Source organism: Streptomyces sp. NPDC091292, from assembly GCF_044757265.1.
Classification (GTDB): domain Bacteria; phylum Actinomycetota; class Actinomycetes; order Streptomycetales; family Streptomycetaceae; genus Streptomyces.
Genome location: NZ_JBIVUQ010000001.1, coordinates 1,564,888 through 1,587,201, shown reverse-complemented (window position 1 = coordinate 1,587,201; position 22,314 = coordinate 1,564,888). Strand labels below are relative to the sequence as shown.

18 protein-coding genes are annotated in these 22,314 nt (G+C 72.6%); 10 read left to right on the top strand and 8 right to left on the bottom strand.

The window, feature by feature from the left end:
- The first annotated feature begins 36 nt into the window (after positions 1 to 36).
- A complete protein-coding gene (locus ACIQNU_RS07650; protein ID WP_401362031.1) occupies positions 37 to 1,218 on the top strand; it encodes an MFS transporter in 1,182 nt (393 codons plus the stop codon).
- Here ACIQNU_RS07650 and ACIQNU_RS07645 read toward each other — a convergent pair.
- Positions 1,215 to 2,399, bottom strand: coding sequence for a hypothetical protein (locus ACIQNU_RS07645; protein ID WP_401362028.1), 1,185 nt, complete (start codon positions 2,397 to 2,399; stop codon positions 1,215 to 1,217). The two genes, ACIQNU_RS07650 and ACIQNU_RS07645, sit on opposite strands and share 4 nt — an antisense overlap.
- Positions 2,396 to 3,328: a 5-dehydro-4-deoxyglucarate dehydratase gene (locus tag ACIQNU_RS07640; RefSeq protein WP_401362025.1), complete on the bottom strand. Its 933-nt coding sequence runs from the start codon at positions 3,326 to 3,328 to the stop codon at positions 2,396 to 2,398. Before ACIQNU_RS07640 ends, ACIQNU_RS07645 begins: the two co-directional genes overlap by 4 nt.
- Positions 3,329 to 3,611: 283 nt before the next feature.
- On the opposite strand from ACIQNU_RS07640, the gene ACIQNU_RS07635 reads away from it, so the two are divergent.
- The 7 genes from ACIQNU_RS07635 to ACIQNU_RS07605 all read left to right on the top strand — a co-directional run bounded on the left by ACIQNU_RS07635 (position 3,612) and on the right by ACIQNU_RS07605 (position 10,300).
- Positions 3,612 to 4,499 (top strand): NAD-dependent epimerase/dehydratase family protein, encoded by an 888-nt coding sequence (locus tag ACIQNU_RS07635; RefSeq protein WP_401362022.1) that lies wholly within the window; start codon positions 3,612 to 3,614, stop codon positions 4,497 to 4,499.
- 335 nt (positions 4,500 to 4,834) lie between these two features.
- Positions 4,835 to 5,596 (top strand): DeoR/GlpR family DNA-binding transcription regulator, encoded by a 762-nt coding sequence (locus ACIQNU_RS07630; protein WP_401362020.1) that lies wholly within the window; start codon positions 4,835 to 4,837, stop codon positions 5,594 to 5,596.
- Between the two features lie 124 nt (positions 5,597 to 5,720).
- A complete protein-coding gene (locus tag ACIQNU_RS07625; protein ID WP_401362017.1) occupies positions 5,721 to 7,091 on the top strand; it encodes an ABC transporter substrate-binding protein in 1,371 nt (456 codons plus the stop codon).
- Positions 7,088 to 8,035 (top strand): carbohydrate ABC transporter permease, encoded by a 948-nt coding sequence (locus ACIQNU_RS07620; protein ID WP_401362014.1) that lies wholly within the window; start codon positions 7,088 to 7,090, stop codon positions 8,033 to 8,035. The genes ACIQNU_RS07625 and ACIQNU_RS07620 overlap by 4 nt, the downstream gene beginning before the upstream one ends.
- Entirely contained in the window at positions 8,032 to 8,946 is a 915-nt protein-coding gene (locus ACIQNU_RS07615) for a carbohydrate ABC transporter permease (RefSeq protein ID WP_401362011.1), read from the top strand. Before ACIQNU_RS07620 ends, ACIQNU_RS07615 begins: the two co-directional genes overlap by 4 nt.
- Positions 8,943 to 9,941: a zinc-dependent alcohol dehydrogenase family protein gene (locus tag ACIQNU_RS07610; protein ID WP_401362009.1), complete on the top strand. Its 999-nt coding sequence runs from the start codon at positions 8,943 to 8,945 to the stop codon at positions 9,939 to 9,941. Before ACIQNU_RS07615 ends, ACIQNU_RS07610 begins: the two co-directional genes overlap by 4 nt.
- A gap of 131 nt (positions 9,942 to 10,072) precedes the next feature.
- Entirely contained in the window at positions 10,073 to 10,300 is a 228-nt protein-coding gene (locus ACIQNU_RS07605) for a hypothetical protein (protein ID WP_401362007.1), read from the top strand.
- Between the two features lie 13 nt (positions 10,301 to 10,313).
- Here the strand turns inward: ACIQNU_RS07605 and ACIQNU_RS07600 are convergent, their stop codons facing one another.
- The 3 genes from ACIQNU_RS07600 to ACIQNU_RS07590 form a co-directional block, all read right to left on the bottom strand.
- On the bottom strand, positions 10,314 to 11,522 hold the full coding sequence (locus ACIQNU_RS07600; protein WP_401362545.1) for a TerD family protein: 1,209 nt from the start codon (positions 11,520 to 11,522) through the stop codon (positions 10,314 to 10,316).
- A 128-nt stretch (positions 11,523 to 11,650) separates the two neighbouring features.
- Positions 11,651 to 12,673 (bottom strand): 1-aminocyclopropane-1-carboxylate deaminase, encoded by a 1,023-nt coding sequence (locus ACIQNU_RS07595; protein ID WP_401362005.1) that lies wholly within the window; start codon positions 12,671 to 12,673, stop codon positions 11,651 to 11,653.
- A gap of 108 nt (positions 12,674 to 12,781) precedes the next feature.
- A complete protein-coding gene (locus ACIQNU_RS07590; RefSeq protein WP_401362002.1) occupies positions 12,782 to 13,429 on the bottom strand; it encodes a GntR family transcriptional regulator in 648 nt (215 codons plus the stop codon).
- A gap of 162 nt (positions 13,430 to 13,591) precedes the next feature.
- Here ACIQNU_RS07590 and ACIQNU_RS07585 point away from each other — a divergent pair, with 162 nt between their 5' ends.
- On the top strand, positions 13,592 to 15,898 hold the full coding sequence (locus ACIQNU_RS07585; RefSeq protein WP_401362001.1) for a protein kinase: 2,307 nt from the start codon (positions 13,592 to 13,594) through the stop codon (positions 15,896 to 15,898).
- Positions 15,895 to 18,213: a protein kinase gene (locus tag ACIQNU_RS07580; protein ID WP_401361998.1), complete on the top strand. Its 2,319-nt coding sequence runs from the start codon at positions 15,895 to 15,897 to the stop codon at positions 18,211 to 18,213. The genes ACIQNU_RS07585 and ACIQNU_RS07580 overlap by 4 nt, the downstream gene beginning before the upstream one ends.
- A gap of 75 nt (positions 18,214 to 18,288) precedes the next feature.
- On the opposite strand, the gene ACIQNU_RS07575 is transcribed toward ACIQNU_RS07580, so the two are convergent.
- The 3 genes from ACIQNU_RS07575 to ACIQNU_RS07565 form a co-directional block, all read right to left on the bottom strand.
- Positions 18,289 to 19,758: an alkaline phosphatase PhoX gene (locus ACIQNU_RS07575; protein WP_401361995.1), complete on the bottom strand. Its 1,470-nt coding sequence runs from the start codon at positions 19,756 to 19,758 to the stop codon at positions 18,289 to 18,291.
- A 202-nt stretch (positions 19,759 to 19,960) separates the two neighbouring features.
- Positions 19,961 to 21,421, bottom strand: coding sequence for a hypothetical protein (locus ACIQNU_RS07570; protein ID WP_401361992.1), 1,461 nt, complete (start codon positions 21,419 to 21,421; stop codon positions 19,961 to 19,963).
- A 113-nt stretch (positions 21,422 to 21,534) separates the two neighbouring features.
- The gene (locus ACIQNU_RS07565; RefSeq protein ID WP_401361990.1) at positions 21,535 to 22,272 is read right to left on the bottom strand and encodes an SRPBCC domain-containing protein; all 738 of its coding nucleotides are present in this window, start codon (positions 22,270 to 22,272) and stop codon (positions 21,535 to 21,537) included.
- Positions 22,273 to 22,314 lie beyond the last annotated feature (42 nt).

Here is a 22,314-nt window from a genome sequence, read left to right as displayed (position 1 = left end):
GTCCGCGCGGGGGCCTCAGGGCGACGATCGCTGCTCATGACATGGACGGTGGGCAGGGTCCTGCGGGACCACAACGCGGGGCTGTATCTGGGCGGGGTCGTGGTGTCGGGGTTCGGCAGCTCCGCGATGTGGCTCGTGGCGGGGATCTGGGTCAAGAGCCTCACCGGGTCCGACAGCCTGGCCGCGCTCTGCACCTTCGCGCTGTGGCTGCCGACCCTGGCGGGCCCGCTGCTCGGCACCCTCGCGGACCGTACGCGCCGCCGCCCGCTGCTGGTCGGGACGAGCCTCGGTCTGGGGCTGCTGCTCCTGTCGCTGTTCGCGGTGGACTCGGCGGACCGGCTGTGGATCCTGTTCGCCGTCCTCGTCGTGTACGGCGCGGTCGGCGTGGTGCACGACGCCGCCGAGTCGGCGCTGGTGGCGGCGGCGGTCGACAAGGACCTGCTCGGTGACTTCAACGGGCTGCGGATGACCGCGAACGAGGGCATGAAGCTCGTGGCACCCCTGGCGGGCGCGGGCCTCTTCGCCGCGTACGGGGGCGCCCGCGTCGCACTCCTGGACGCCCTGACCTTCCTGCTCGCGGCGGGCCTCTACGCGCTGCTGCGGGTCCGCGAGGAGCCACCGGTACGGGAGGCGACGGGCTGGTGGGAGCGGACGGCGGCGGGGGCGCGTGACCTGTGGGCGGACGGGCGGCTGCGTCCGCTGGTCCTGGCGGGCGGCGCGACGATGCTGCTCGCGGGCCTCAACGGCGCGCTGATCTTCGCGGTGGTCGACGACGGTCTGGGCCGCTCGCCCGGCTTCGTCGGGGTCCTGTACGCGGTGCAGGGCGCCGGTTCGGTGGCGGTGGGCCTGGTCTCGGGGGCGCTGCTGCGGAGGCTGGGCGCGTACCGTTTCGCCGCCGCGGGGACCGCCCTGTTCGCCGTGGCGGTGGCGGCGCGCGCCCTGCCGTACGACGTGGTGGTCCTGGCGTCGGGCGTGGCCGTCGGTATGGGGCTGCCGTGCGTCCTGATCGCGGCCCTGACGACGATCCAGCGGGAGACCCCGGACAGCCGTCTGGGCCGCGCGACGGCCACCGCGAACACCCTGATGTTCGCGCCGAACGCCCTGGCACTCGCGCTGGGCGCGGGCCTGACGGCCGTGGTCCCGCACACCGTGCTGCTCCCGGCGGCCGGGGCGTGCGGCGTCCTGACGGCGGTGTGCCTGCTGCGGGCCGCGCCTTAGAGAGCGTCCAGGCCCTGGCGTACGAGGTCCAGGTCCCCGTCCGACGCCAGGCCCGCGTGGTAGAGGCGGAGTTCCGTGGCGCCCTGTTCCGCCGCGCGGGCCGCGTCTTCGGCCAGGGTGGCCGGGCTGCCGCCCATGCCCGTGACGACGGTGAGGTTGGCCGCGACGACCGCGTCGGCGCGCGCGTCCGCGAAGGGCGCGAGGAGCGAGGTGCCGCCGGTGCAGGGGACGACCACGCCGTCCGCGACGGACAGGATGTGCGCGGGGTCGACCCCGGCGTTCGCCCCGCAGTGGTACGACACCGGGTCGGCGTGGAGCAGCACCTGGAAGCCGTCGGGCGCGGCGGCGCGTACCGCCGACACGGTCTCCTCCTGGAGGCCCCGGGCCGTGGCATCACGCCACGCGCGCGTGGCCGCCGCGCGCTCGGCGCCGAGCAGCTTCTCGACGGCCGCCCAGGCCCCGTCCGGTTCCGCACCTTCCGTACCGCGCCACACGGGCTCCAGGGCCCGCCGTACCGTGTCGCGCAGGGCATCGGCGTCGAGGCCCGACGCGAGGTACCCGGCGCCGCAGTCGGGGCAGAAGCAGAGCGACATGAGGTACTGGGCCGCCTCGCCGAGCGCCACGCCCGCGATCTTGTCGTGGGCGTGCAGATGGGCGAGCCCGTACCAGCCGAGGGATTCCAGTTCGGTGCCGGAGGCGCCGGGCCGTACCGCGGCGTCGGCGGCCAGGGCGGAGAGGTACGCGCGCGTGGCGGGCTGTGCGATGCAGGGCGCCCAGGGGTAGCGGTCGCCGTAGGCGTTGACGACGGAGGTGTCCGGGCGTTCGGCGCCCAGGCGGGAGTTGTGGGCGAGGACGACCCAGGTGTGGACCTCCAGACCGGCGTCCCGGAGCGCGGCGGACGCCTCGCCGTGCGCGTCGCCGTCGGCCCAGGACCCGGCCGCGTACGGACGCAGGGGGCGCCCTTCGCCGTTGCCGTCCCGGGTGGCCAGGGCCGACGGGTAGAGCAGGGCGGCGTGTGCGGCGGTGACGATCCGGTGGCGCGGGTGGCGGGGGGTCAGCGCGCGCGTGGAGTGGTAGGCGGCGGCGAGGGTCACCGAGCGGACCCCGAGGGCCGCGGTGCGCGCGGCGGCGTCCGGGTCGCCGACGACGTCCCAGGGGTAGAGGAAGGCGGACGTCTTCACGCGTCCTCCTCAAGGAGCGCGTAGCCGCGCTCGATCAGTGCGGCGAGCTGTTTGACGTGGTCCTCGGTGGGTTCGTGGAGCGGTGGGCGCACCGGTCCGACGTCGAGCCCGCGCAGCCGTACGCCGGCCTTGACGAGGGAGACGGCGTAGCCGCGGCCCTGGTCGCGCAGGTCGACCAGCGGCCGGTAGAAGCCGTCGAGCAGCCGGCCCACGGTCGCGTCGTCGCCGGTGGTCAGCGCGCGGTGGAAGGCGAGGGCGATCTCGGGTGCGAAGCAGAAGACGGCCGACGAGTAGAGGGTGACGCCGATGCCGCGGTAGGCGAGGCCGGTGAGTTCGGCGGTGGGCAGGCCGTTGAAGTAAAGGAAGTCGCCGGGCACTTCGGACCGTACGGTGCTCACGATCCGCTGCATCAGACCGAGGTCGCCGAGGCCGTCCTTGAAGCCGATGATGCCGTCGGTGCGGGCGAGTCCGACGACGGTCGCCGGGGTGAAGACGGCGTTGTCGCGCTGGTAGACGATGGTGTCGAGGGAGGTCGCGGCGGCGAGTTCGGCGTAGTGCCGCAGCAGCCCTTCCTGCCCGGCGACGACGAGGTACGGGGGCATCGCGAGCAGTCCGTCGGCGCCCGCGTCCTCGGCGAGGCGCGCGTACCGCACGGCGAGTGCGGTGCCGTATCCGGCGCCCGCGACGACCGGCACGCGTCCCGCCGTCTCCTCGACCGCGGCGCCCACGCACGCGCGGAACTCCTCGGGGGTCAGCGCGTGGAACTCGCCGGTGCCGCAGCACGCGAAGACGGCTCCGGCGCCCGCCTCGACACCGCGCCGCACATGGGCTCGGTAGACGTCGAGGTCGACGGAGCCGTCGGGGCCGTACGCGGTGACGGGAAAGAACAGGAGTCCGCCGAGTCGAGCGGCGAGAGGGGCTGACGTCACGGGCTCTCCCTAAGCGTGCGGGCGACCAGCGAAACGCACACCACACCTTGTGCACGTTTCTGATCCACGTCCATATTTCTGAACACGTCTACGCTAAGACGCCCACATAGGGGTGGTCAAGCGCGCCACCACGCAACACTCGGGCGGATTACCGGACTCCGCCCGGACCCCGCCAGGACACTTGACGCGACCGAGCACCCCTCCCTAGCGTGTCCACGGATGTGAATGTCATACACGAATGCAGCCGTACCCACCGTCCGGGGCGGCGGTCTGGAGACTGCGTATGCCCGACACGCCCCGCACCCCCGCGCCCCGCACCCCCACGCCCCGCACCCCCACGCCCCGCACCCCCACGCCCCGCACCGTCCTCCTCACCGGCGCCGCCGGCGGCCTCGGCACCCTGATGCGGGGGCTGCTGCCCGCGTACGGCTACGAACTGCGGCTGTTCGACATGGTCCCGATCGAGGGCGAGCCGGACGCGATCACGGCCGACCTCGCGGACACCGGGGCGCTGCGGGAGGCCGTGCGGGGCGTGGACGCGGTCCTCCATCTCGCGGGCATCTCCCTGGAGTCCACCTTCGACAAGATCCTCCGGGCCAACATCCAGGGCACCTACCACCTCTACGAGGCGGCGCGCGAGGAGGGCGTGCGGCGGGTCGTCTTCGCCTCGTCCAACCACGCCGTGGGCTACACGCCCCGGCCGCAGGGCGAGCCCCCCTTCCGGCCCGACCGGCTCATCCCGATCGACACCCCGCGCGCGCCGGACACCTTCTACGGCCTGTCGAAGTCGTTCGGCGAGGACCTGGCCCAGCTCTACTGGGACCGGCACGGCCTGGAGACGGTGTCCGTCCGGATCGGCTCGTGCTTCGCGGCGCCCAGCAGCGTCCGGATGCTGTCCGTCTGGATGAGCCCCGAGGACGGCGCCCGGCTGTTCCACGCGGCCCTGACCGCCGAGGACGTCGGCCACACCGTCGTGTACGGCTCCTCCGCCAACACCCGCCTGTGGTGGGACCTCTCCACGGCCCGCGCCCTCGGCTACGAGCCGCGGGACGACTCCGAACCGTTCGCCGAAAAGCTCATCGCCGAACAGGGCGAACTGGACCCGGACAACCCGGCCCACGCCTACCTCGGCGGCCCCTTCGTCACCGATCCGCCGATCTGGCCCCACTGAGCGAGGGCGCGGGTCGCACCCCGGCGACGGACCCGGCAACGGTCCCCCGGCGACGCCGTCAACCATGGGCGGGCACCGAACGGGCCCGCCCATCCCGGCATTCGGACATCCTCCGTGCCCGTTCACCCGTCCCCGCACGCCCCCGCGCAGGTCCACGACGGGCGGCCACTCGCGGCAAGCGGGCACACACGGGCAGCATCGGGCCCGTAACAGACCTGGCCCGCACCCCGGACCCGCTGTAGAACTTCCCCATCGGGTCACCACGGTCACCGCCGGGCCCGAACGGGCACGGGAGCAACGAGGCGACCGAGGACCACGGAGGGCGGGTGACGGCCATGAGCGCCGAGGAACGACAGCGGGAGATCGTCCGCGCGGCACGCAGCGCCGGATCGGTCGACGTGGCCACGCTGGCGCACGAGCTGGGCGTCGCCAAGGAGACCGTCCGCCGCGATCTGCGGGCCCTGGAGGACCACGGTCTGGTGCGCCGCACCCATGGCGGCGCGTACCCCGTGGAGAGCGCCGGCTTCGAGACGACCCTCGCCTTCCGCACCACCATGCACGTCCCCGAGAAACGGCGGATCGCGGTCGCCGCCGCCGAACTCCTCGGCGACGCCGAGACGGTCTTCGTCGACGAGGGCTTCACCCCTCAGCTGATCGCCGAGGCGCTGCCCAGGGACCGGCAGCTGACCGTCGTCACCGCGTCCCTGGCGACCGCCGGGGCGCTCGCGGAGGCCGACAACACCACGGTGCTGCTGCTCGGCGGCCGGGTACGGCCCGGCACCCTCGCCACCGTCGACCACTGGACGACCCGCATGCTGTCCGGTTTCGTCATCGATCTGGCGTACATCGGCTCCAACGGCATCTCCCGCGAGCACGGTCTGACCACTCCGGACCCCGCCGTCAGCGAGGTGAAGGCTCAGGCGATGCGGGCGTCACGGCGCACGGTCTTCGCCGGGGTGCACACCAAGTTCGGCGCCGTGAGCTTCTGCCGGTTCGCGCAGGTCAGCGAGTTGGAGGCGATCGTGACGAGCGGTCAGTTGCCCGCGTCCGAGGCGCACCGCTACTCCCTCCAGGGACCTCAGGTCATCCGCGTCTGAACCGTCCGCATGCGGAGTACGTCCCACCCCACCACGTTCCCGGGCCTCCCCCATGGGCCCGGGACCGACCACGCACACCCTCGTACAGACATACCTCCCCATCCGAACCGATCAGGAGCCATTCATGCGCACCCTAAGCCGACGGAGGCCGCGCGCTTCGCTCGCCGCGGTCGCCGCGGGGACGCTGCTCGCGCCGCTGCTCACCGGCTGCTGGACCGGGGCCGGCGGGACCGGTTCCGGCGGCGACTCCCTCAACGTCCTGATGGTCAACAACCCGCAGATGATGGAGCTTCAGAAGCTCACCGCCGCGCACTTCACCAAGGAGACCGGCATCAAGGTGAACTTCAGCGTGCTCCCCGAGAACGACGTCCGCGACAAGATCAGCCAGGACTTCGCCAACCAGGCCGGGCAGTACGACGTCGCCACCCTGAGCAACTACGAGATACCGATCTACGCCAGGAACGGCTGGCTGCACGACATGGACGACTACGTCCGTGAGGACACCGCCTACGACGAGAAGGACGTGCTGCCGCCGATGCGGCAGTCGCTCACCGGCAACGACGGCAAGCTCTACGGGCAGCCGTTCTACGGCGAGTCGTCGTTCCTGATGTACCGCAAGGACGTCCTCGCCAAGAAGGGCCTGACGATGCCCGCGCAGCCGACCTGGGAGCAGGTCGCGGACATCGCGGCGAAGGTCGACGGCGCCGAGGAGGGCATGCGGGGCATCTGTCTGCGCGGCCTGCCCGGCTGGGGCGAGGTGATGGCGCCGCTGACGACGGTCGTGAACACCTTCGGCGGTACGTGGTTCGACAAGGACTGGAAGGCCCATCTGGACGCCCCGGAGTTCAAGGCGGCGACCAAGTTCTACGTCGACCTGGTGCGCGAGCACGGCGAGGCGGGCGCCGCCCAGTCCGGGTTCGCCGAGTGCCTCAACAACGTCACCCAGGGCAAGACCGCCATGTGGTACGACGCCACATCGGCCGCCGGCTCCCTGGAGTCCAAGGACTCCCCGGTCAAGGGCAAGATCGGCTACGCGCCCGCGCCGGTCCAGGAGACCAAGAACTCCGGCTGGCTCTACACCTGGGCCTGGGGCATCCAGCACGCGTCCCGCAACCCCGACAACGCGTGGAAATTCATCTCCTGGGCGTCCAGCAAGGAGTACGAGCAGCTCGTCGGCGAACAGATCGGCTGGTCGAACGTCCCGGCGGGCAAGCGCGCCTCGACCTACGACATCCCCGCGTACCGCGCGGAGGCCGCCACCTTCGCGGAGACCACCCGGGACGCCATCGCCGGGGCGCAGCCCGAGAACCCGGGGGTCCAGCCGAGGCCCGCACCGGGCATCCAGTTCGTCGGCATCCCGGAGTTCACGGATCTCGGCACCAAGGTCTCGCAGGAGATCAGCGCGGCCATCGCCGGACGCCAGTCCGTCGACGCGGCCCTGAGCAAGTCCCAGAAGCTCGCCGAGCAGATCTCCGAGGAGTACGAGGGACGATGAGCGCCACAACGACCACCCCAGTGAGCGCGCCCCCCGCGCGCGTGGTGAAACAGCCATCGGGCCGGATGCGCGCGTGGGTGACGCGGGCGCCGCTGCTGCCCGCCCTGATCTTCATGATCGTCGTCACACAACTGCCGTTCGTGGCGACCCTGGTGATCTCCTTCTTCGACTGGAACGCCCTCTATCCCGACGCCCGCAGCTTCGCCGGCTTCGCCAACTACAGCGAGGTCCTGACCGAGCCGGATCTGCGCCGCTCGGTGTGGACGACCGTGCTGCTCACGGTCACCGTCGTCCTGGTAAGCCTGGTCCTGGGGCTGCTGCTCGCCCTGCTCCTGGACCGGAAGTTCCGGGGCCGCGGACTGGCCCGTACGCTGCTGATCGCGCCGTTCCTGCTGGTCCCGGTGGCCGCCGCGCTGCTGTGGAAGCACGTGCTCTACAACCCCGAGTACGGGCTGTTCAACGGCGTGTTGCGCTGGTTCGGCGGCGACGGCGCCACGCAGCCCGACTGGGTGTCGAACACGCCGCTGCTCGCGATCGAGGCGTCGCTCGTGTGGCAGTGGACGCCCTTCATGATGCTGATCCTGCTCGCCGGGCTCCAGAGCCGTGACCCGGAGCAGATGGAGGCGGCCCGGGTGGACGGCGCCAGCAACTGGCAGGTCTTCCGCCATCTCACGCTGCCGCATCTGCGCCGCTATCTCGAACTGGGCGCCCTGCTCGGCTCGGTGTACATCGTGCAGAACTTCGACGCGGTGTTCACGATCACCTCCGGCGGCCTCGGCACCGCGAACCTTCCGTACACCGTCTACCAGAGCTTCTACCAGGCACACGAGAACGGACTCGCGTCCGCCGCCGGTGTCCTCGTCGTCATCGGCTCCATCATCATCGCGACATTCGCCCTGCGGGTCGTCTCGTCCCTGTTCCGTGAGGAGGCGTCCCGCGCATGAGTACGACTGTCTCCGGTGCCGCTGCCGCTTCGGGCGTGTCCGGCGCTTCCGGCACCCGCCCCGCCACCGCCGTACGCTCCACTCCCCCGCGCCGCCGCAAGGGCGCCCTGCTCGGTGTGGCCGCCTGGGTGGCCGCGCTGCTGTTCTTCCTGCCGATCGCGTGGATGGCGCTCACGTCCCTCCACTCCGAGGAGGACGCGGCGACCAACCCGCCCTCGGTGGCGGCGTCCCTGACCCTCGACGGCTACCGCGAGTTCTTCGGCGCGGGCGGCGGCGCCAGCCCCTGGCCGGCGCTCGCCAACTCCCTGGTCGCGTCGGGCGTCTCGACGCTGTGCGTGCTGCTGCTGGCGCTGCCGGCCGCGTACGCGCTGTCGATCCGGCGGGTCCGCAAGTGGACGGACGTCCTGTTCTTCTTCCTGTCGACGAAGATGCTGCCCGTCGTGGCGGGCCTGCTGCCGATATATCTCTTCGCGAAGAACGCCGGGATGCTCGACAACATCTGGCTCCTGGTCATCCTCTACACCTCGATGAACCTGCCGATCGCGGTGTGGATGATGCAGTCGTTCCTCGCCGAGGTGCCGGTGGCGATCATCGAGGCCGCGCAGATCGACGGCGCCCGGCTGCCGACCATCCTCGCGCGCGTGGTGGCGCCGATCGCCGCGCCGGGCATCGCGGCGACCGCGCTGATCTGCTTCATCTTCAGCTGGAACGAACTCCTCTTCGCACGGGTGCTCACCGGCGTGGTCGCGCAGACGGCACCCGTCTTCCTGACCAGCTTCATCACCAGCCAGGGGCTGTTCCTGGCGAAGGTGTGCGCCGCGTCGCTCGTCATCTCCCTGCCGGTACTCGCCGCGGGGTTCGCCGCCCAGGACAAACTGGTCCAGGGCCTGTCGCTGGGAGCCGTCAAATGAAGGCCGCCGTCATCGAGTCCGTCGGCAAAGCGGTTGTCGCCGAGGTACCGGACCCGACGCCAGGGCCCCGCGAGGTCGTCGTGGAGGTCGCCGCGTGCGGCCTCTGCGGCACCGATCTGCACATCCTCCAGGGCGAGTTCGCGCCCACGCTGCCGGTCGTGCCGGGGCACGAGTTCGCGGGCGAGGTGGTGGGCGTCGGCCGGGATGTCACGGAAGTGGCGGTCGGCGACCAGGTCGCCGTCGACCCGTCGCTGTACTGCTTCGAGTGCCGGCTCTGCCGCAGCGGCCACAACAACCTGTGCGAGCGGTGGGCGGCGATCGGCGTCACCACGGCGGGCGGCGCCGCGCAGTACGCCGTCGCGCCCGTCGCCAACTGCGTGAAGCTGCCCGAGCACATCCGTACCGAGGACGCGGCGCTGATCGAGCCGCTGTCCTGCGCGGTGCGCGGCTACGACGTGCTCCAGGCGCGGCTCGGCGCCCATGTGCTGATCTACGGCTCCGGGACGATGGGCCTGATGATGCTGGAGCTGGCCAAGCGGACGGGTGCCGCGCGCGTGGACGTCGTCGACCTCAACCCGTCGCGGCTCGCGACCGCGCGGCAGCTCGGGGTCTCGGCGTCCGCCGCGAACGCCGACGAGCTGGACCGGCCGCAGGGCTGGGACGTGGTCGTGGACGCCACGGGCAACGCGGCGGCCATCCAGGACGGCCTCGACCGGGTGGCGAAGGCGGGCACCTTCCTCCAGTTCGGTGTCGCGGACTACGCGACGCGCGTGCAGATCGACCCGTACAAGATCTACAACCAGGAGATCACCATCACCGGCTCGATGGCGGTGCTGCACAGCTTCGAGCGGGCGGCGGAACTCTTCGCGAACGGGGTGCTCGACCCGGAGGTCTTCATCAGCGACCGGCTGCCGCTGGGGCGCTACCCGCAGGCGCTCGACCAGTTCGCATCGGGCACGGGACGCAAGATCGTGGTGCTGCCGCAGGCCGGTTGAGCCGGGGCCTGATCGGTGCCGGGGCGGGTGGAGCCGGTGCCTCGCGGTGCCTGATGCGGTGCCCGATGCTGTGGCTGGTGCGGTGCCTAAAACGGTGGCTCGGGGCGCGGTCGGGTGTCTACCATCCGACCGTGCCCCGTCCTCATGGATTCAGCTACGTACGCCATGCCGACGGCACCGTGGTCATCACGCACCACGGCCGCCCGGCCGGCACCTTGCGCGCCGCGCGGGCGGAGCGGTTCCTGTCCGAGGTGGAGTCCGGGGACGCCCAGCTGGTGATGGCGCGATGGACGGGCGCGTACAAGCACGGCAACGAGCGGGCGGCCCGGCAGCATCCGCGAAACCACCGCCGGACCTGACCGCCCGCAGAGTTCAGAGCGCCTGCGCCGCCGGCTTCACCATCCCCCGCACCGTGCGGGACTTCACGAAGTCGCCGATGGCCGTCATCTCCCACTCGCCGGTGAACTGGCGGATCAGCTTGCACATCATGACGCCGGTCTGGGGCTGGGCGCTGGTCAGGTCGAAGCGGACCAGCTCTTCACCGGTCGCCGCGTCCAGCAGACGGCAGTACGCCTTCGCCACCTCCGTGAACTTCTGGCCCGAGAACGAGTTCACCGTGAACACCAGGCCCGTGGCCTCCTGGGGCAGGCGGCCGAGGTCGACCACGATCACCTCGTCGTCCCCCGCGCCCTCACCCGTGAGGTTGTCTCCGGAGTGCTTGATCGCGCCGTTCAGAATGGAGAGCTTGCCGAAGTAGCAGCTGTCCAGGTGGTTGCGCTGCGGGCCGTACGCGATGACCGACGCGTCGAGGTCGATGTCCTTGCCCCGGAACGCGGGCTCCCAGCCGAGGCCCATCTTGACCTGCGACAGCATCGGACGGCCCCCCTTCACCAGGGACACCGTCTGGTTCTTCTGGAGGCTGACGCGGCCCTTGTCGAGGTTGATCTTGCCGCTGCCGGGCGCCGGGGCCGCCGCCGGGGTGGCCGGTGCCGCGGCGGGGGGCGGCGGGGCGTGCGGGACGGGTGCGGCCATGGGCGCGGGGGGCGCGACCGGTGCAGGGACCGGTGCAGGGGCGGCGGCGGGGGCGGGTTCTTCCACCGTCACGCCGAAGTCCGTCGCGATACCCGCCAGGCCGTTGGCATAGCCCTGGCCCACCGCGCGCGCCTTCCACGCGCCGTTGCGCCGATAGACCTCCACGATGACAAGCGCCGTCTCGGAGCCGAGTTGGGGCGGGGTGAAGGTGGCGAGCACGCTGTTGTCGTCGGCGCCGCGGATCGTCGCCGTGGGCTCGATGCCCTGGAAGGTCTGGCCCGCCGCGTCCGGACTCGCCGTAACGACGATCTTCTCGATGCCCGGCGGCACCGCCGTCGTGTCCACGACGATCGCGTCCGGTGCGGAGCCCTGACCCGAGCGGTAGGTCACCCCCGGGCCCGAGGGCTGGTTGTAGAAGATGAAGTCGTCGTCGGAGCGCACCTTGCCGTCGGCGGTGAGCAGCAGGCCCGATACGTCGAGCCGCACGGGAGCGGCGACGTCCACCGCCACCCGGGTGGCGGTCAGAGGGATGTTCGAGCCGGGGGTCATAGCGGTCATGCCAGGGGTAACGAACGACCTCGCTTTACCGTTCCCTTACCAACCCGAATGGTTCCGACCCCTTCGAGAAGCCGCGCCGCGCGAGACGGAACGCGAGACAGATGGAGACGCGATACGGGTCAGAAGAGGGCGCTGTACGCGTTCAGGGCCGGCTGGCCGCCCAGGTGCGCGTACAACACTGTCGCGTCCCTCGGGATCTCCGCCCTGGTGACCAGGTCCACCAGGCCCGCCATCGACTTCCCCTCGTACACCGGGTCCGTGATCATGCCCTCGGTCCGCGCCGCGAGGCGCATCGCGTCGAGGGTCGCCTCGTCGGGGACGCCGTACGTACCGCCGTGGTAACGCTCGTCCAGCTCCACGTCCGTGACGCCGATCTCTCGCCGTACGCCGATCCGGCGGGCGGTGTCCGCCGCGATCCGGGCGATCTGCGCGCGCGTGCGAGCGGGTTCGGCCGAGGCGTCGATCCCGAGGACGCGCCGCGCCCGCCCTCCGGCCTCCTCCAGGGCCGCGAACCCCGCGACCATCCCCGCCTGCGTCGACCCCGTCACCGAGCAGACCACGACGGTGTCGAAGAAGACGCCCAGCTCATGTTCCTGCACGGCCACCTCATGGGCCCAGTTCGCGAAGCCGAGCCCGCCGAGCGGGTGGTCGGACGCGCCGGCCGGGATCGCGTACGGCTTGCCGCCCGACTCCTCGACCTCCCGCAGCGCCTGCTCCCAACTCTCCTTGAAACCGATGCCGAACCCGGCCCGCACCAGCCGGACGTCCGCCCCCGCGAGCCGGCTGATCAGGATGTTGCCGACCCGGTCGTACACGGCGTCGGGCCACTCGACCCAGCTCTCCTGGACGAGTACGCACTTGAGGCCCGCGTGCGCCGCGACCGCCGCGACCTGCCGGGTGTGGTTGGACTGCACCCCACCGATCGACACGAGGGTGTCGCAGCCCTGCGCGAGGGCGTCCGCGACGAGGTACTCCAGTTTGCGGGTCTTGTTCCCGCCGAAGGCGATACCCGAGTTGCAGTCCTCCCGCTTCGCCCACAGGGAGGCTCCGCCGAGCTGCCGGGTCAGCCGCTCCATGGGGTGCACCGGCGAGGGTCCGAAGAGCAGCGGATGACGGGTGTACGAGGCGAGGGACGGGGACATAGGGACGGCCTCCCGGGCTGGATTCACGTACAGGTCAGGTCAGGTCAGAAGTGATCGCGCGCACGAGTCAGGGACAGTCGGTGGGATCAGGGGCGGTCGGTGGTGGGATCAGGGGCCGTCCGCCAACTCCTCCAGGGCGCGCCAGATCTCCGTCGTCACGGCGACCGCCCCCTCCACGTCCCGGGCCCCGCACGCGTCGATCAGCCGCTCGTGCAGATCCGCCGAGCGACAGCTCAAGGCGTCGCCGAAGCGGCGCCGCTCCAGTCGGCGGATGAGCGGGGTGTACCGGGCGATCGTCGCGGCGGCGGCACCGTTGCCCGCGACTCGCACGAGGACGTCGTGCAGCGCGTCGTCCTCGCCCAGTGCCGCGTCGAGGTCCCCGGCCCGGACGGCGGCGGCGAACCGCGTGTTGGCCTCCCGCATCTCCTCGACGTCCTCGCGCGCGAGGAGGGGCACTGCCGTACGCGCGACGAGTTCGTGCAGGACACGGACGACGGCCGCCGCGTGCCGGACCTCGGCCGCGACGAGGACCGTCACCCGTGTATAGCTCTGCGGCTTGGTCTCCAGCAGACCCTCGTCGACCAGCCGGGAGAACGCCTCGCGGACCGGAGCGCGGGACAGCCCGAGTTCCTGGGCGAGTTCGGCGTCCCGCACGACCGCGCCCGGCGGGATGTCCCCGCTCACGATCGCGTCCCGGATCGCCTCGTACGCCTGGTCCCTCAGCAGGGTCCGGTGCACGGGCTTGATGGCTGGCATGACTGAAATGTTAGATGTCAGCCTTTCCCTGAGACAAGACCCGGGTACGAGATCCGCGAACAAGGCCACCCGGCGCTGCAACCCGACAGCGCCCGCCAGGCGTCGCATTGATCGTCAACGTCGTATCCGGTCGCCGCGCGTCCGGCCGAGAGGGAGCCGTTCATGGTCGAGTTGGGGGACTTTCGACTCGTGGCACCGCTCGGCGAGGGCGGGACGAGTCAGGTGCACCTCGCCCGCTCGGCGTCCGGACGGCTCGTCGCCGTCAAGGTGGTACGCGGTCATCTCGCCGCCGACGCCCGCTTCCGGGAGCGGTTCCGCCGCGAGGCCGAGGCGGCGCGCGCCATCGCGGGCCCCTTCACGGCGGCGGTCCTGGACGCGGACCCGGAGGCCGAACGCCCTTGGCTGGCCGTCGAGTTCTGCGCGGGCCCCTCGCTCTCGGAGGCGCTGACCGCGCTGGGGCCGCTGGGCCCCGGCGACCTCGCGACGCTGGGCGCCGCCCTCGCCGAGGCGCTGGCCGCCGTCCACGCGGCCGGTCTGGTGCACCGCGATCTGAAGCCGGCGAACGTCGTCGTGACGGCGGACGGCCCGAAGGTCATCGACTTCGGGATCGCCCGCCCGGTACCGGACACCGTGGAGGACGGGGAGCGCACCCGCACAGACACTCTCACCGCGACCGGCGAACTGATCGGCTCGCCCGGCTTCATGGCCCCCGAACACATCACGCGCGACGGCGAGACCGGCCCCCCGGCGGACGTGTTCGCGCTCGGCGCGCTGCTCGCGCTGTCGGCCACGGGCCGCAATCCGCACGGCTCCGGATCGGCGCCGCAGGTGCTGTACCGCACGCTGCACGAGGAACCGGACCTGGTCGGCGTCCCCGACACGGAGTGGACCGCCTTCCTGACCCGCTGCCTCGCCAAGGACCCGGCGGACCGCCCCACCGTCCGGGAGGTGCTGGAGTGGTGCGCGCCGCGCGCGTCGGCACCCTGGTGGGAACAGCCGTCGGTGACGACCCTCATCCGCCATTACGAGGACCAGGCGGACGAGGCGGTCCAAATAGCGGAGGCAGCGGACGGCGGCGACGCTACGGACCTGAAGGGCCTGACGGGTCTGACGGGTCTGACGGGTCTGACAGACCCCGTTCCGCCCCCACCCGCACCCCCCACCTCCGCACCGCCCACCTCCCCCTCCCCCACCCGCCGCACCCTCCTCCGCTGGGCGGGCGCCGGACTCGCCGTCGCCGTCGCCGCGGGTACCACCACCGCCCTGGTCCTCTCCCAGGACGGTTCGGGCGACCAGTCGTCCGGCGCGAAACCGGCCGGCTCCCCCACGTCCTGGAAGCGCGGCACCACTCTCTGGAGCAAGGAGGTCGGCGCCATGAAGTACGGGGGCGCCTTCCGCCTCGACGGCAGGGCGCTGTACGCCCGTACCGGGACGACGCTCACCCGGCTCGACGCCCGTACCGGCGCGGTCGGCTGGAAGGACGAGGAGGTCGCGGACGTGGTCCCGCGCGGCGACACCGCGTACGTCCTGAAGAGCACACTTTTCGACGCCGAGATAGTCGCCCTCGACGCGTCGTCCGGAGCGACGCGCTGGCGTACGGTCTCGCTCACCCAGCACCCGGACCGGCCCCTCCCCTCCATGGAGCCGGGCGCACATGTGGACGGTCAGCAGGCGACGCTCGCCGTGTCGGCGCACCGGGCGTGCCTGGTGACCTGCTGGTCGTACGGCACCGCGTGGGCCCGGCGCACCGCGCAGCGCATGCCGTGGCGCGCGTACGGCTACGACCTGGCAGAAGGCGCCCCGCTCTGGTTCCACGAGGGCACGGCCGCCGAGGTCGTCGCGGTGGATGTCGCGGACGGGGAGTTCGGGCTCGCGCTCAACTCCGGTGCGCTGCGGGACGATGCGCCGACGGGTCCGCTGGTGCTGCTCCGGGAGCGGGACGGCGAGGTCGCCGGGCAGGTGGCGGGGGGCGCGGCACGGCCCGATGTGCGGCCCGGCGCCCGGGGCGTCGGCTACTACGCGGGGTCCGCCGCTGTCGAGGGCGTCGACCTGGCCACCGGGCGGGCCCGCTGGTCGCACCACGTGGACGGAGCCCGGGTCACGTCCACGGCGCGCGGCGGCCTGGTGCACTTCGCGACGTACGACACGGTCGGCGCCCTCGACGCGGCGAGCGGACGGGTGCGCTGGCGGCGCGACGACGTGGCGCGGCTCGACGACTCCGACGTACCGCCGCTCGTCGCCGACGGGCTGCTGTACGCCGCCGGATCCGACCCGGGCGCCAAGCCCGACGCCGCGTCAGGGCGCAGGCCCGCATGGGGAGTTCACGCGCTGGACGCGGACACCGGTGACCTGGTCTGGGCGGTGCCCGTGGAACGGCTGACGGATGTGACGGCGACGGCCGGCGGTGGCCTGGTCCATGTCGTCACGGGCAGCACCTTGACGACGCTGAGCGGACCGGCGACACCATGAGCGGGACCGCCTCCGTCGCCGGTGAGCCGCTGCTGCCCGGGGACCCCGAGCGGCTGGGCGGGCACCGGCTGCTCGGGCGGCTCGGGGCGGGCGGCATGGGGCAGGTGTATCTGGCGCGCAGTCCGGGCGGCCGGCTCGTCGCGGTGAAGACGGTGCACGAACACCTCGCCGACGACCCGCACTTCAGGGAGCGGTTCCGCCGTGAGGCGGCGGCGGCCCGCTCGGTGACCGGGGCGTACACGGCCGCCGTCGTGGACGCCGATCCCCAGGCGCCGGTGCCGTGGCTGGCGACGGCCTATCTGCCGGGCGTCACCCTCCGCCGCGCGGTGGTCCTGACGGGTCCGTTGCCGCCCGCCGCCGTACGGGCGCTCGGCGGCGCGCTCGCCGAGGCGCTGCGCGGCATCCACGCGGCGGGTCTGGTGCACCGCGATCTGAAACCGTCGAACGTGCTGGTCACCGGCGACGGGCCGCGCGTCATCGACTTCGGTATCGCGCGGGGCGCCGGTGACCGTCCGGGCCTGACCGGGACGGGCGACATGATCGGGACGCCCGGGTACATGGCGCCCGAGCAGATCGTCGAGGGCCTGCCGGTGTCCCCCGCGACGGACGTCTTCGCGCTGGGCGCGGTCCTCGCGTACGCGGCTTCCGGGCGCGCCCCGTTCGGGCCGGGGAACGCGGCGGTACTGCTGTACCGGGCGGTGCACGACGAGCCCGAACTCGCCGACGTACCGGACGAGTCCGGTCTGCGGGAGCTGATCGCGGACTGTCTGCGCAAGTCACCGGAGCGGCGCCCCGATCCGGAGGCGGTACTGCGCCGCACGGCGGACCGGGCGGCGCCCCTGTGGTGGCGTACGGAACCACTGCGGTCGCTCGTGACGGGCGCCGCAGCCGCACAGCCACCACCGGAACCCGAAACAGAACCCGCACCCGCACCCGCACCCGCACCGGACGACGACACCCGCAGACACCGCACCGCCGCCGACCTCGCCCGCTCCGAGCGCCGCGCAACCCTCGCCCGCCGCACCCTCCTCGTCACCGGCCTGGCCGGTGTCACCGGGCTCATCATCTACAGCACCCGACTCCCCACCCCGGACACGGGCGACGGCGCCCCGGACTGGACGGTCCGGCAGGGCTCGACGGCCCCCGGCGAGACGCGCTGGACGCTGACAGCGGCGAGCGGTGAGATCGACGGGATGCTCGCGACGGAATCGGGTGTGGTGCTGCACGGCACGGAGGGCGCGGGCTCCTTCGACGGCACGGTGCAGGCCCGTGGCGCGGAGCGCGGCGACCGGCTCTGGGGTACGGAGGCCACGACGGCGCATCCCACGGCGTGGGGTGTCGGCGACGGCTTCCTCACGGCGGGCGACATCGGGGTGCCCGCGCTCGACACGGCCACCGGGCACGAAGTGAAGACCAAGGACCAACTGCCGTCCATCCTAGGGTGGTTCACGATCGTGGGCACCACCTTGATCTGCCAGTACCAGGACAGCGAGGACCCCGCGAGGAACGTGACGCACGCCCTGGCGCTGCGGTCGGGCGAGCGCGCCTGGCGGCACACCGGTCCCTTCGACTGGCGGGCGCCCGCCGTACTGGGCGACAGCCTGCTCCTCACGTACGGACTCGGCGGCACCACCCCGCACCCCCGCTGCGTCGGCGCCTACGACGGGCGCACCCGCTGGGAGTACGAGGGCACGGACGAGGCGCCGCTGCTCGTGGGCGGCATCGCCAGGGACCGTTTCGCCCTGCTCACCGCCGACGGGCTGGTGCACGTCATCGACGCGGACGACGGCGGCGCGGTGCGCAGGGCGCGGAAGTCAGGCGTGACGGTGTCCCCCGGCTCGACGGCTCTCGACCGCCTGGGCAAGGCGGGTCTGCTGCTGTCAGGGGAGCACCTGTACGGCCTCGCCCCCGACTCCGGCGCGGTCCTCTGGGACCGTCCGGCGCTCGGCCTCGACACCTGCTGGGCCCTGCGGCCCGGCGGGACCCGGACCTGTGTCGGCGCGGGCGGCCTGCTGCTGCACTGGTCGGCGAACAGCACCCTGGAGGCGATCGACCCGTCGACCGGCCGCCCGCGCTGGACGGCACGTGACCTCGGCGACGGCCCCGCCCAGTGCCCGCCGGCCGTCGCGGGCGACACGGTGTACGCGGCGGCGGGCGGCGAAGTCGTCGCACTCGGCTCGACCGACGGAAAGGTCAGGGGCCGCTGGCCCCTGACCGCCCCCGTCACAGCCCTGACGGCCGACCGGCTGGGGCCCTACGCCCTGACAGGCCGCACGACGGTGTCTGCCCACAATGCGCCTCGCGGCGCCGCTTGACCCGTCCCGCTCCGGCCGTGGCGGCGGAGTGGGGGGCCGAGCCCCCCAGCGAACCGGTCACACTCAGCGTGAGCGTCACCGTGAGCGCTGCCTCTTCCAAGGGCCCTTGATCGCCAGCATGATGCCCGGTTCCTGGATGTTCGCGTACAGGGTGCGGCCGTCCGGGGAGAACGTCACTCCCGTGAACTCGCTGTACTCGGGCTCCTCATCGGTGCCCTGGTTGAGTTCGTTGCGGGCGATCGGATACGTACGGCCGCTGTCCGTCGCGCCGAACAGGTGCTGCACGCCCGCGCCGTCCTCGGCGATGACGAGGCCGCCGTACGGCGAGACGGTGATGTTGTCGGGCCCGTCGAAGGCGCCGTCGCGCTCCGGGTCCGTGTTCACACCGAGGAGCACCTTGAGGGTGAGGGTGCGCCGCTTCGGGTCGTAGAACCAGACCTGCCCGTCGTGGTGGACGGGGCTTTCGTCGCGGGCGTAGGACGACACGATGTACGCGCCGCCGTCGCCCCACCACATGCCTTCGAGCTTGCGGGCGCGGGTGACCTGGCCGTCCGTGAACTGCTTGCGTACGGAGACGGTCCGGGCGTCCCGGTCGGGCACGTCCACCCAGTCGACCCCGTACACCGTGCCGATCTTCGTGGCGCGGGACAGATCGTCCACGAAACGGCCGCCGGAGTCGTAGCACTGGGTGGCCTGGAGGGCCCCGGCGTCCTCGGCGAGGGTCCGCAGCTTGCCGCGACCGTGGTGGAAGCCCTTCGGCGGGGTCCAGCGGTACAGCAGGCCGTTGGGCTCGTCGGCGTCCTCGGTGAGGTAGAGGTGACCGCGCGCGGGGTCGACGACGACGGCCTCGTGCGCGTACCGGCCGAGCGCCTTGACCGGCTGCGGGCTCCGGTTGGCGCGCCGGTCCTCGGGGTCGACCTCGAAGACGTAGCCGTGGTCCTTGGTCATGCCGTTCTTGCCGGCCTTGTCCTCGGTCTCCTCGCAGGTGAGCCAGGTGCCCCACGGCGTGGTCCCGCCCGCGCAGTTCGTCGCGGTGCCCGCGATGCCGACCCATTCGGCGACCTGACCGCCGGGCCGGATCTCGACCACCGTGCAGCCACCGGAAGCGGCCGGGTCGTAGACGAGGCCGTCGGCGAGCGGCACGGGGTGCGCCCAGTTCGCGCGGGGGCCCTTCAGCTCGTGGTTGTTGACGAGCAGCGTCGTACCGCGCGGCCCGGCGAAGGCGGCGGTGCCGTCGTGGTTCGACGGTGTGCTCTCGCCGGACTCCAGCTTCGTCTTTCCGCTGTGGGTGATGATCCGGTACGAGAATCCGGCGGGCAGCGCGAGGATGCCGGCGGGGTCGGGGACGAGGGGGCCGTAGCCGACGCCGTCGTGGTGGTGGCGGTCGGCCGACGCGTCCGCGCCCTCGGCGTCCCCGGCGTGCTCGATGTCCTGCGAGGCGAGGGCGCCGGGCGCGGTGGCGAGGACGCCGGCGCTGCCCGCCAGCGCGACACCGGCACCGGTGACCGCGGATCGTCGGGCGAAGTCCCTGCGGGTGAGCGACATGCTGTCTCCTGGGAGGCGCGAACGACGGGGCGAAAAAGTCCGGCCCCACAGTGCCGCGTCCGGCTGAACACCGGTTGAACTCCTCGCCTACCGCGGGTGGCTTTCCACCCGCACGCCGTACGCCGCACCGCCCCGGGCACCGGCCCCGGGGCCGTCAGACCCCAGGGCCGTCATGTCACAGCCCGGCCCCGGCGGCCCGCGCTCACCCTCCTTGCTGGGACCGTGCCTTGAAGGCCGCCTTACGGGCCCGCTTGGCGACCGACTTGTCCGGGTGCAGGCGGCCCATCGCCTCCAGGACGTCGGGGGTCGCCGGGTGGTCCACCCGCCAGGCCGCGTCGAAGAAGCCGCTGTGCTGCGCCGCGAGCCCCTCCACGAGGGCCTGGAGTTCTTCCGAGTTGCCCTCGGCGGCGAGCTGCGCGGCGATGGTGTCGACGGTCAGCCAGAACACCAGCTCCTCGGACGGCGGCGGTACGTCCGCCGCCCCGTGCTCGGCCAGCCACACCCGGGCCAGACCGCCCAGCTCGGCGTCGTCCAGGACCTCGCGCAGCGCCGGTTCGGCCTCGGTGCCGACCAGCGAGAGGGCCTGCTGGCAGCGGAGCCGCCGCAGCGGGGCGCCCGGGTCGCCGCCGCGCGCCGCGGCCAGCAACTCCCGCGCCCCGGCGAGGCGTTCGCGGCGGCTGAGCCACTCCTCGATCTCCGCCTGCGCGGCGCGCTGCGGGAAGGAGGCGGTGCCGTCGAGCAGTGCGTCGGCGCCCTTGTCCGCGAGGTCTCCGACGGCGGGCGCGTCGACCCCGGCCTCCAGCATCCGCGCGCGCACCCCGTACAGGCCGAGCGGGGTGAGCCGGACCATGCCGTAGCGGCTGACGTCGGTGTCGTCCTCGTCGGCGAGGTCGGCGGGCTCCTCGTCGGCGTCGGCCATCAGTGCCTCGTCCACCGGCTGGAACTCGACGAGCCCGACCGGTGCGAGCAGCCGGAACTGGTCGTCGAGCCGCATCATCGCGTCCGACACCTGCTCCAGGATGTCGTCGGTGGGCTCGCCCATGTCGTCGGGCACGATCATCGACGCGGCGAGCGCGGGCAGCGGCACCGGCCCGTCGCCGGGGCCGTCCTCGCTGACGGTCAGCAGATAGAGGTTGCCGAGCACTCCGTCCAGGAACTCGGCCTCGGCCTCCGGATCCCAGTCCAGGCTGCCGAAGTCGACGGTGCCGCCGTCGCCCATGGCGTCGACCAGGTCGTCCAGGTCGGGGACGCTCGCGTCGGCGAGGACGGTGTCCAGGGCGCCCAGCCAGAGCGTGAGGACGTCCTGCGGGGAGCCGGAGGTGAGCAGGGCGAGGTCGGCGCCGGGGGCGACCGTGCCTTCCTCCTCGTCGGCGATCTCGACCAGGCCGATGTCGACGGCGACCCGCCATGCCTCGCTCGCGTAGGCGGCGGCGTCGCCGTCGGGGCCCTGGGGGCCTTCGGGGCCGTCGGTGAGTCCCAGCTCCACGGCCGCCGCGGGCAGCTGCTCGTCGACGAGTTCGCCGCCCGCCCCGACCCGGGTGTCGGGGCCCGCCCAGCGGGCGAGGCGGACGGCGCGGGTGAGCAGGGGGGCGGCGAGGGCATCGCGGGCCAGCTCCGCGTCGGAGTGCAGCCGCACCGGGGGCAGGGGGGAGCTGTCTGACATCGGCTGGTTCTCCTCCGGAGGGTACGTCTCGGTGTCGACGGCTCAGCCTAGACGGATTTCACCCGGTGCCGCCCGGTTCATGTACCCGTCAAGCGCGGTACCCCGGATGGCGGTCAGGCGAAGACCTTCTCCAGCCAGCCCTGCCAGCCACTCCCGCTCTCCCGCGCCTCGCCGCCGAGGGCGCTCGGCCCGAAGTCGTGGACGGCGACCCCGACCGGGGCGCCCCAGTGGTTGCGCCCGAAGAAGCGGTACATGGCGTCGTCGGTGCGCAGGCCGATGAAGTACGGGTCACGGTAGTCGACCACGGCGTCCAGGACGCGCCCGTCGGGCCCCTGGACGCGCAGCCGGGTGCCCTCACCCGCGTCGTCGAACAGTCCGAGCGCGCGGGCGACGGTGACGAAGGCGTCGGGTGCGGTGGACGCGGCGGGCCCGTTGACGGCGGTGTACGCGGCGGGGCGGCCCGTGAAGTGGGTGAGGTACTGGGTGAGGGTGTGCAGATAGAAGGTGGTGTGCTTGGTGGCGCCGTCGTACTGGTTGTCCCAGTCGTCGGTGAGGATGCCGCTGTGCACATAGCGCACCCATGCGCGCTTGCCGTCGTCGCGGGGCTCCACGGTCTGGTCGAGCAGGTTGAGGGACTGCCCCGGCATGTCGTCGCTCTCCACGCGCGTGGTGAAGCGGTGCGGCGGGTCCCATGCGGTGACGACGCCGCCGCCGGCGGTGGCTCCGCCTTCGCGCGGCTCGAACTCCGACGGCCAGAGCCAGCCCGCGGTGCCGGTGGTGATCGCGTCCCACACCTGCTGCGGCGTGGCGTCGACCTCCAGTTCGCGGACGATCTCGAATTCCTTGGACATGGTGGTGGCTCCTGTGCGGTGTGAGGTGTGCGGCGGCCTGGC

Bases quoted from the DNA above. Each gene is read 5' to 3' on its own strand.
- ACIQNU_RS07650 (WP_401362031.1), top strand. From the start codon at position 37: ATGACATGGACGGTGGGCAGGGTCCTGCGGGACCACAACGCGGGGCTG.
- ACIQNU_RS07635 (WP_401362022.1), top strand. From the start codon at position 3,612: ATGCCCGACACGCCCCGCACCCCCGCGCCCCGCACCCCCACGCCCCGC.
- ACIQNU_RS07630 (WP_401362020.1), top strand. From the start codon at position 4,835: ATGAGCGCCGAGGAACGACAGCGGGAGATCGTCCGCGCGGCACGCAGC.
- ACIQNU_RS07625 (WP_401362017.1), top strand. From the start codon at position 5,721: ATGCGCACCCTAAGCCGACGGAGGCCGCGCGCTTCGCTCGCCGCGGTC.
- ACIQNU_RS07620 (WP_401362014.1), top strand. From the start codon at position 7,088: ATGAGCGCCACAACGACCACCCCAGTGAGCGCGCCCCCCGCGCGCGTG.
- ACIQNU_RS07615 (WP_401362011.1), top strand. From the start codon at position 8,032: ATGAGTACGACTGTCTCCGGTGCCGCTGCCGCTTCGGGCGTGTCCGGC.
- ACIQNU_RS07610 (WP_401362009.1), top strand. From the start codon at position 8,943: ATGAAGGCCGCCGTCATCGAGTCCGTCGGCAAAGCGGTTGTCGCCGAG.
- ACIQNU_RS07600 (WP_401362545.1), bottom strand. From the start codon at position 11,522: ATGACCCCCGGCTCGAACATCCCTCTGACCGCCACCCGGGTGGCGGTG.
- ACIQNU_RS07595 (WP_401362005.1), bottom strand. From the start codon at position 12,673: ATGTCCCCGTCCCTCGCCTCGTACACCCGTCATCCGCTGCTCTTCGGA.
- ACIQNU_RS07590 (WP_401362002.1), bottom strand. From the start codon at position 13,429: ATGCCAGCCATCAAGCCCGTGCACCGGACCCTGCTGAGGGACCAGGCG.
- ACIQNU_RS07585 (WP_401362001.1), top strand. From the start codon at position 13,592: ATGGTCGAGTTGGGGGACTTTCGACTCGTGGCACCGCTCGGCGAGGGC.
- ACIQNU_RS07580 (WP_401361998.1), top strand. From the start codon at position 15,895: ATGAGCGGGACCGCCTCCGTCGCCGGTGAGCCGCTGCTGCCCGGGGAC.
- ACIQNU_RS07575 (WP_401361995.1), bottom strand. From the start codon at position 19,758: ATGTCGCTCACCCGCAGGGACTTCGCCCGACGATCCGCGGTCACCGGT.
- ACIQNU_RS07570 (WP_401361992.1), bottom strand. From the start codon at position 21,421: ATGTCAGACAGCTCCCCCCTGCCCCCGGTGCGGCTGCACTCCGACGCG.
- ACIQNU_RS07565 (WP_401361990.1), bottom strand. From the start codon at position 22,272: ATGTCCAAGGAATTCGAGATCGTCCGCGAACTGGAGGTCGACGCCACG.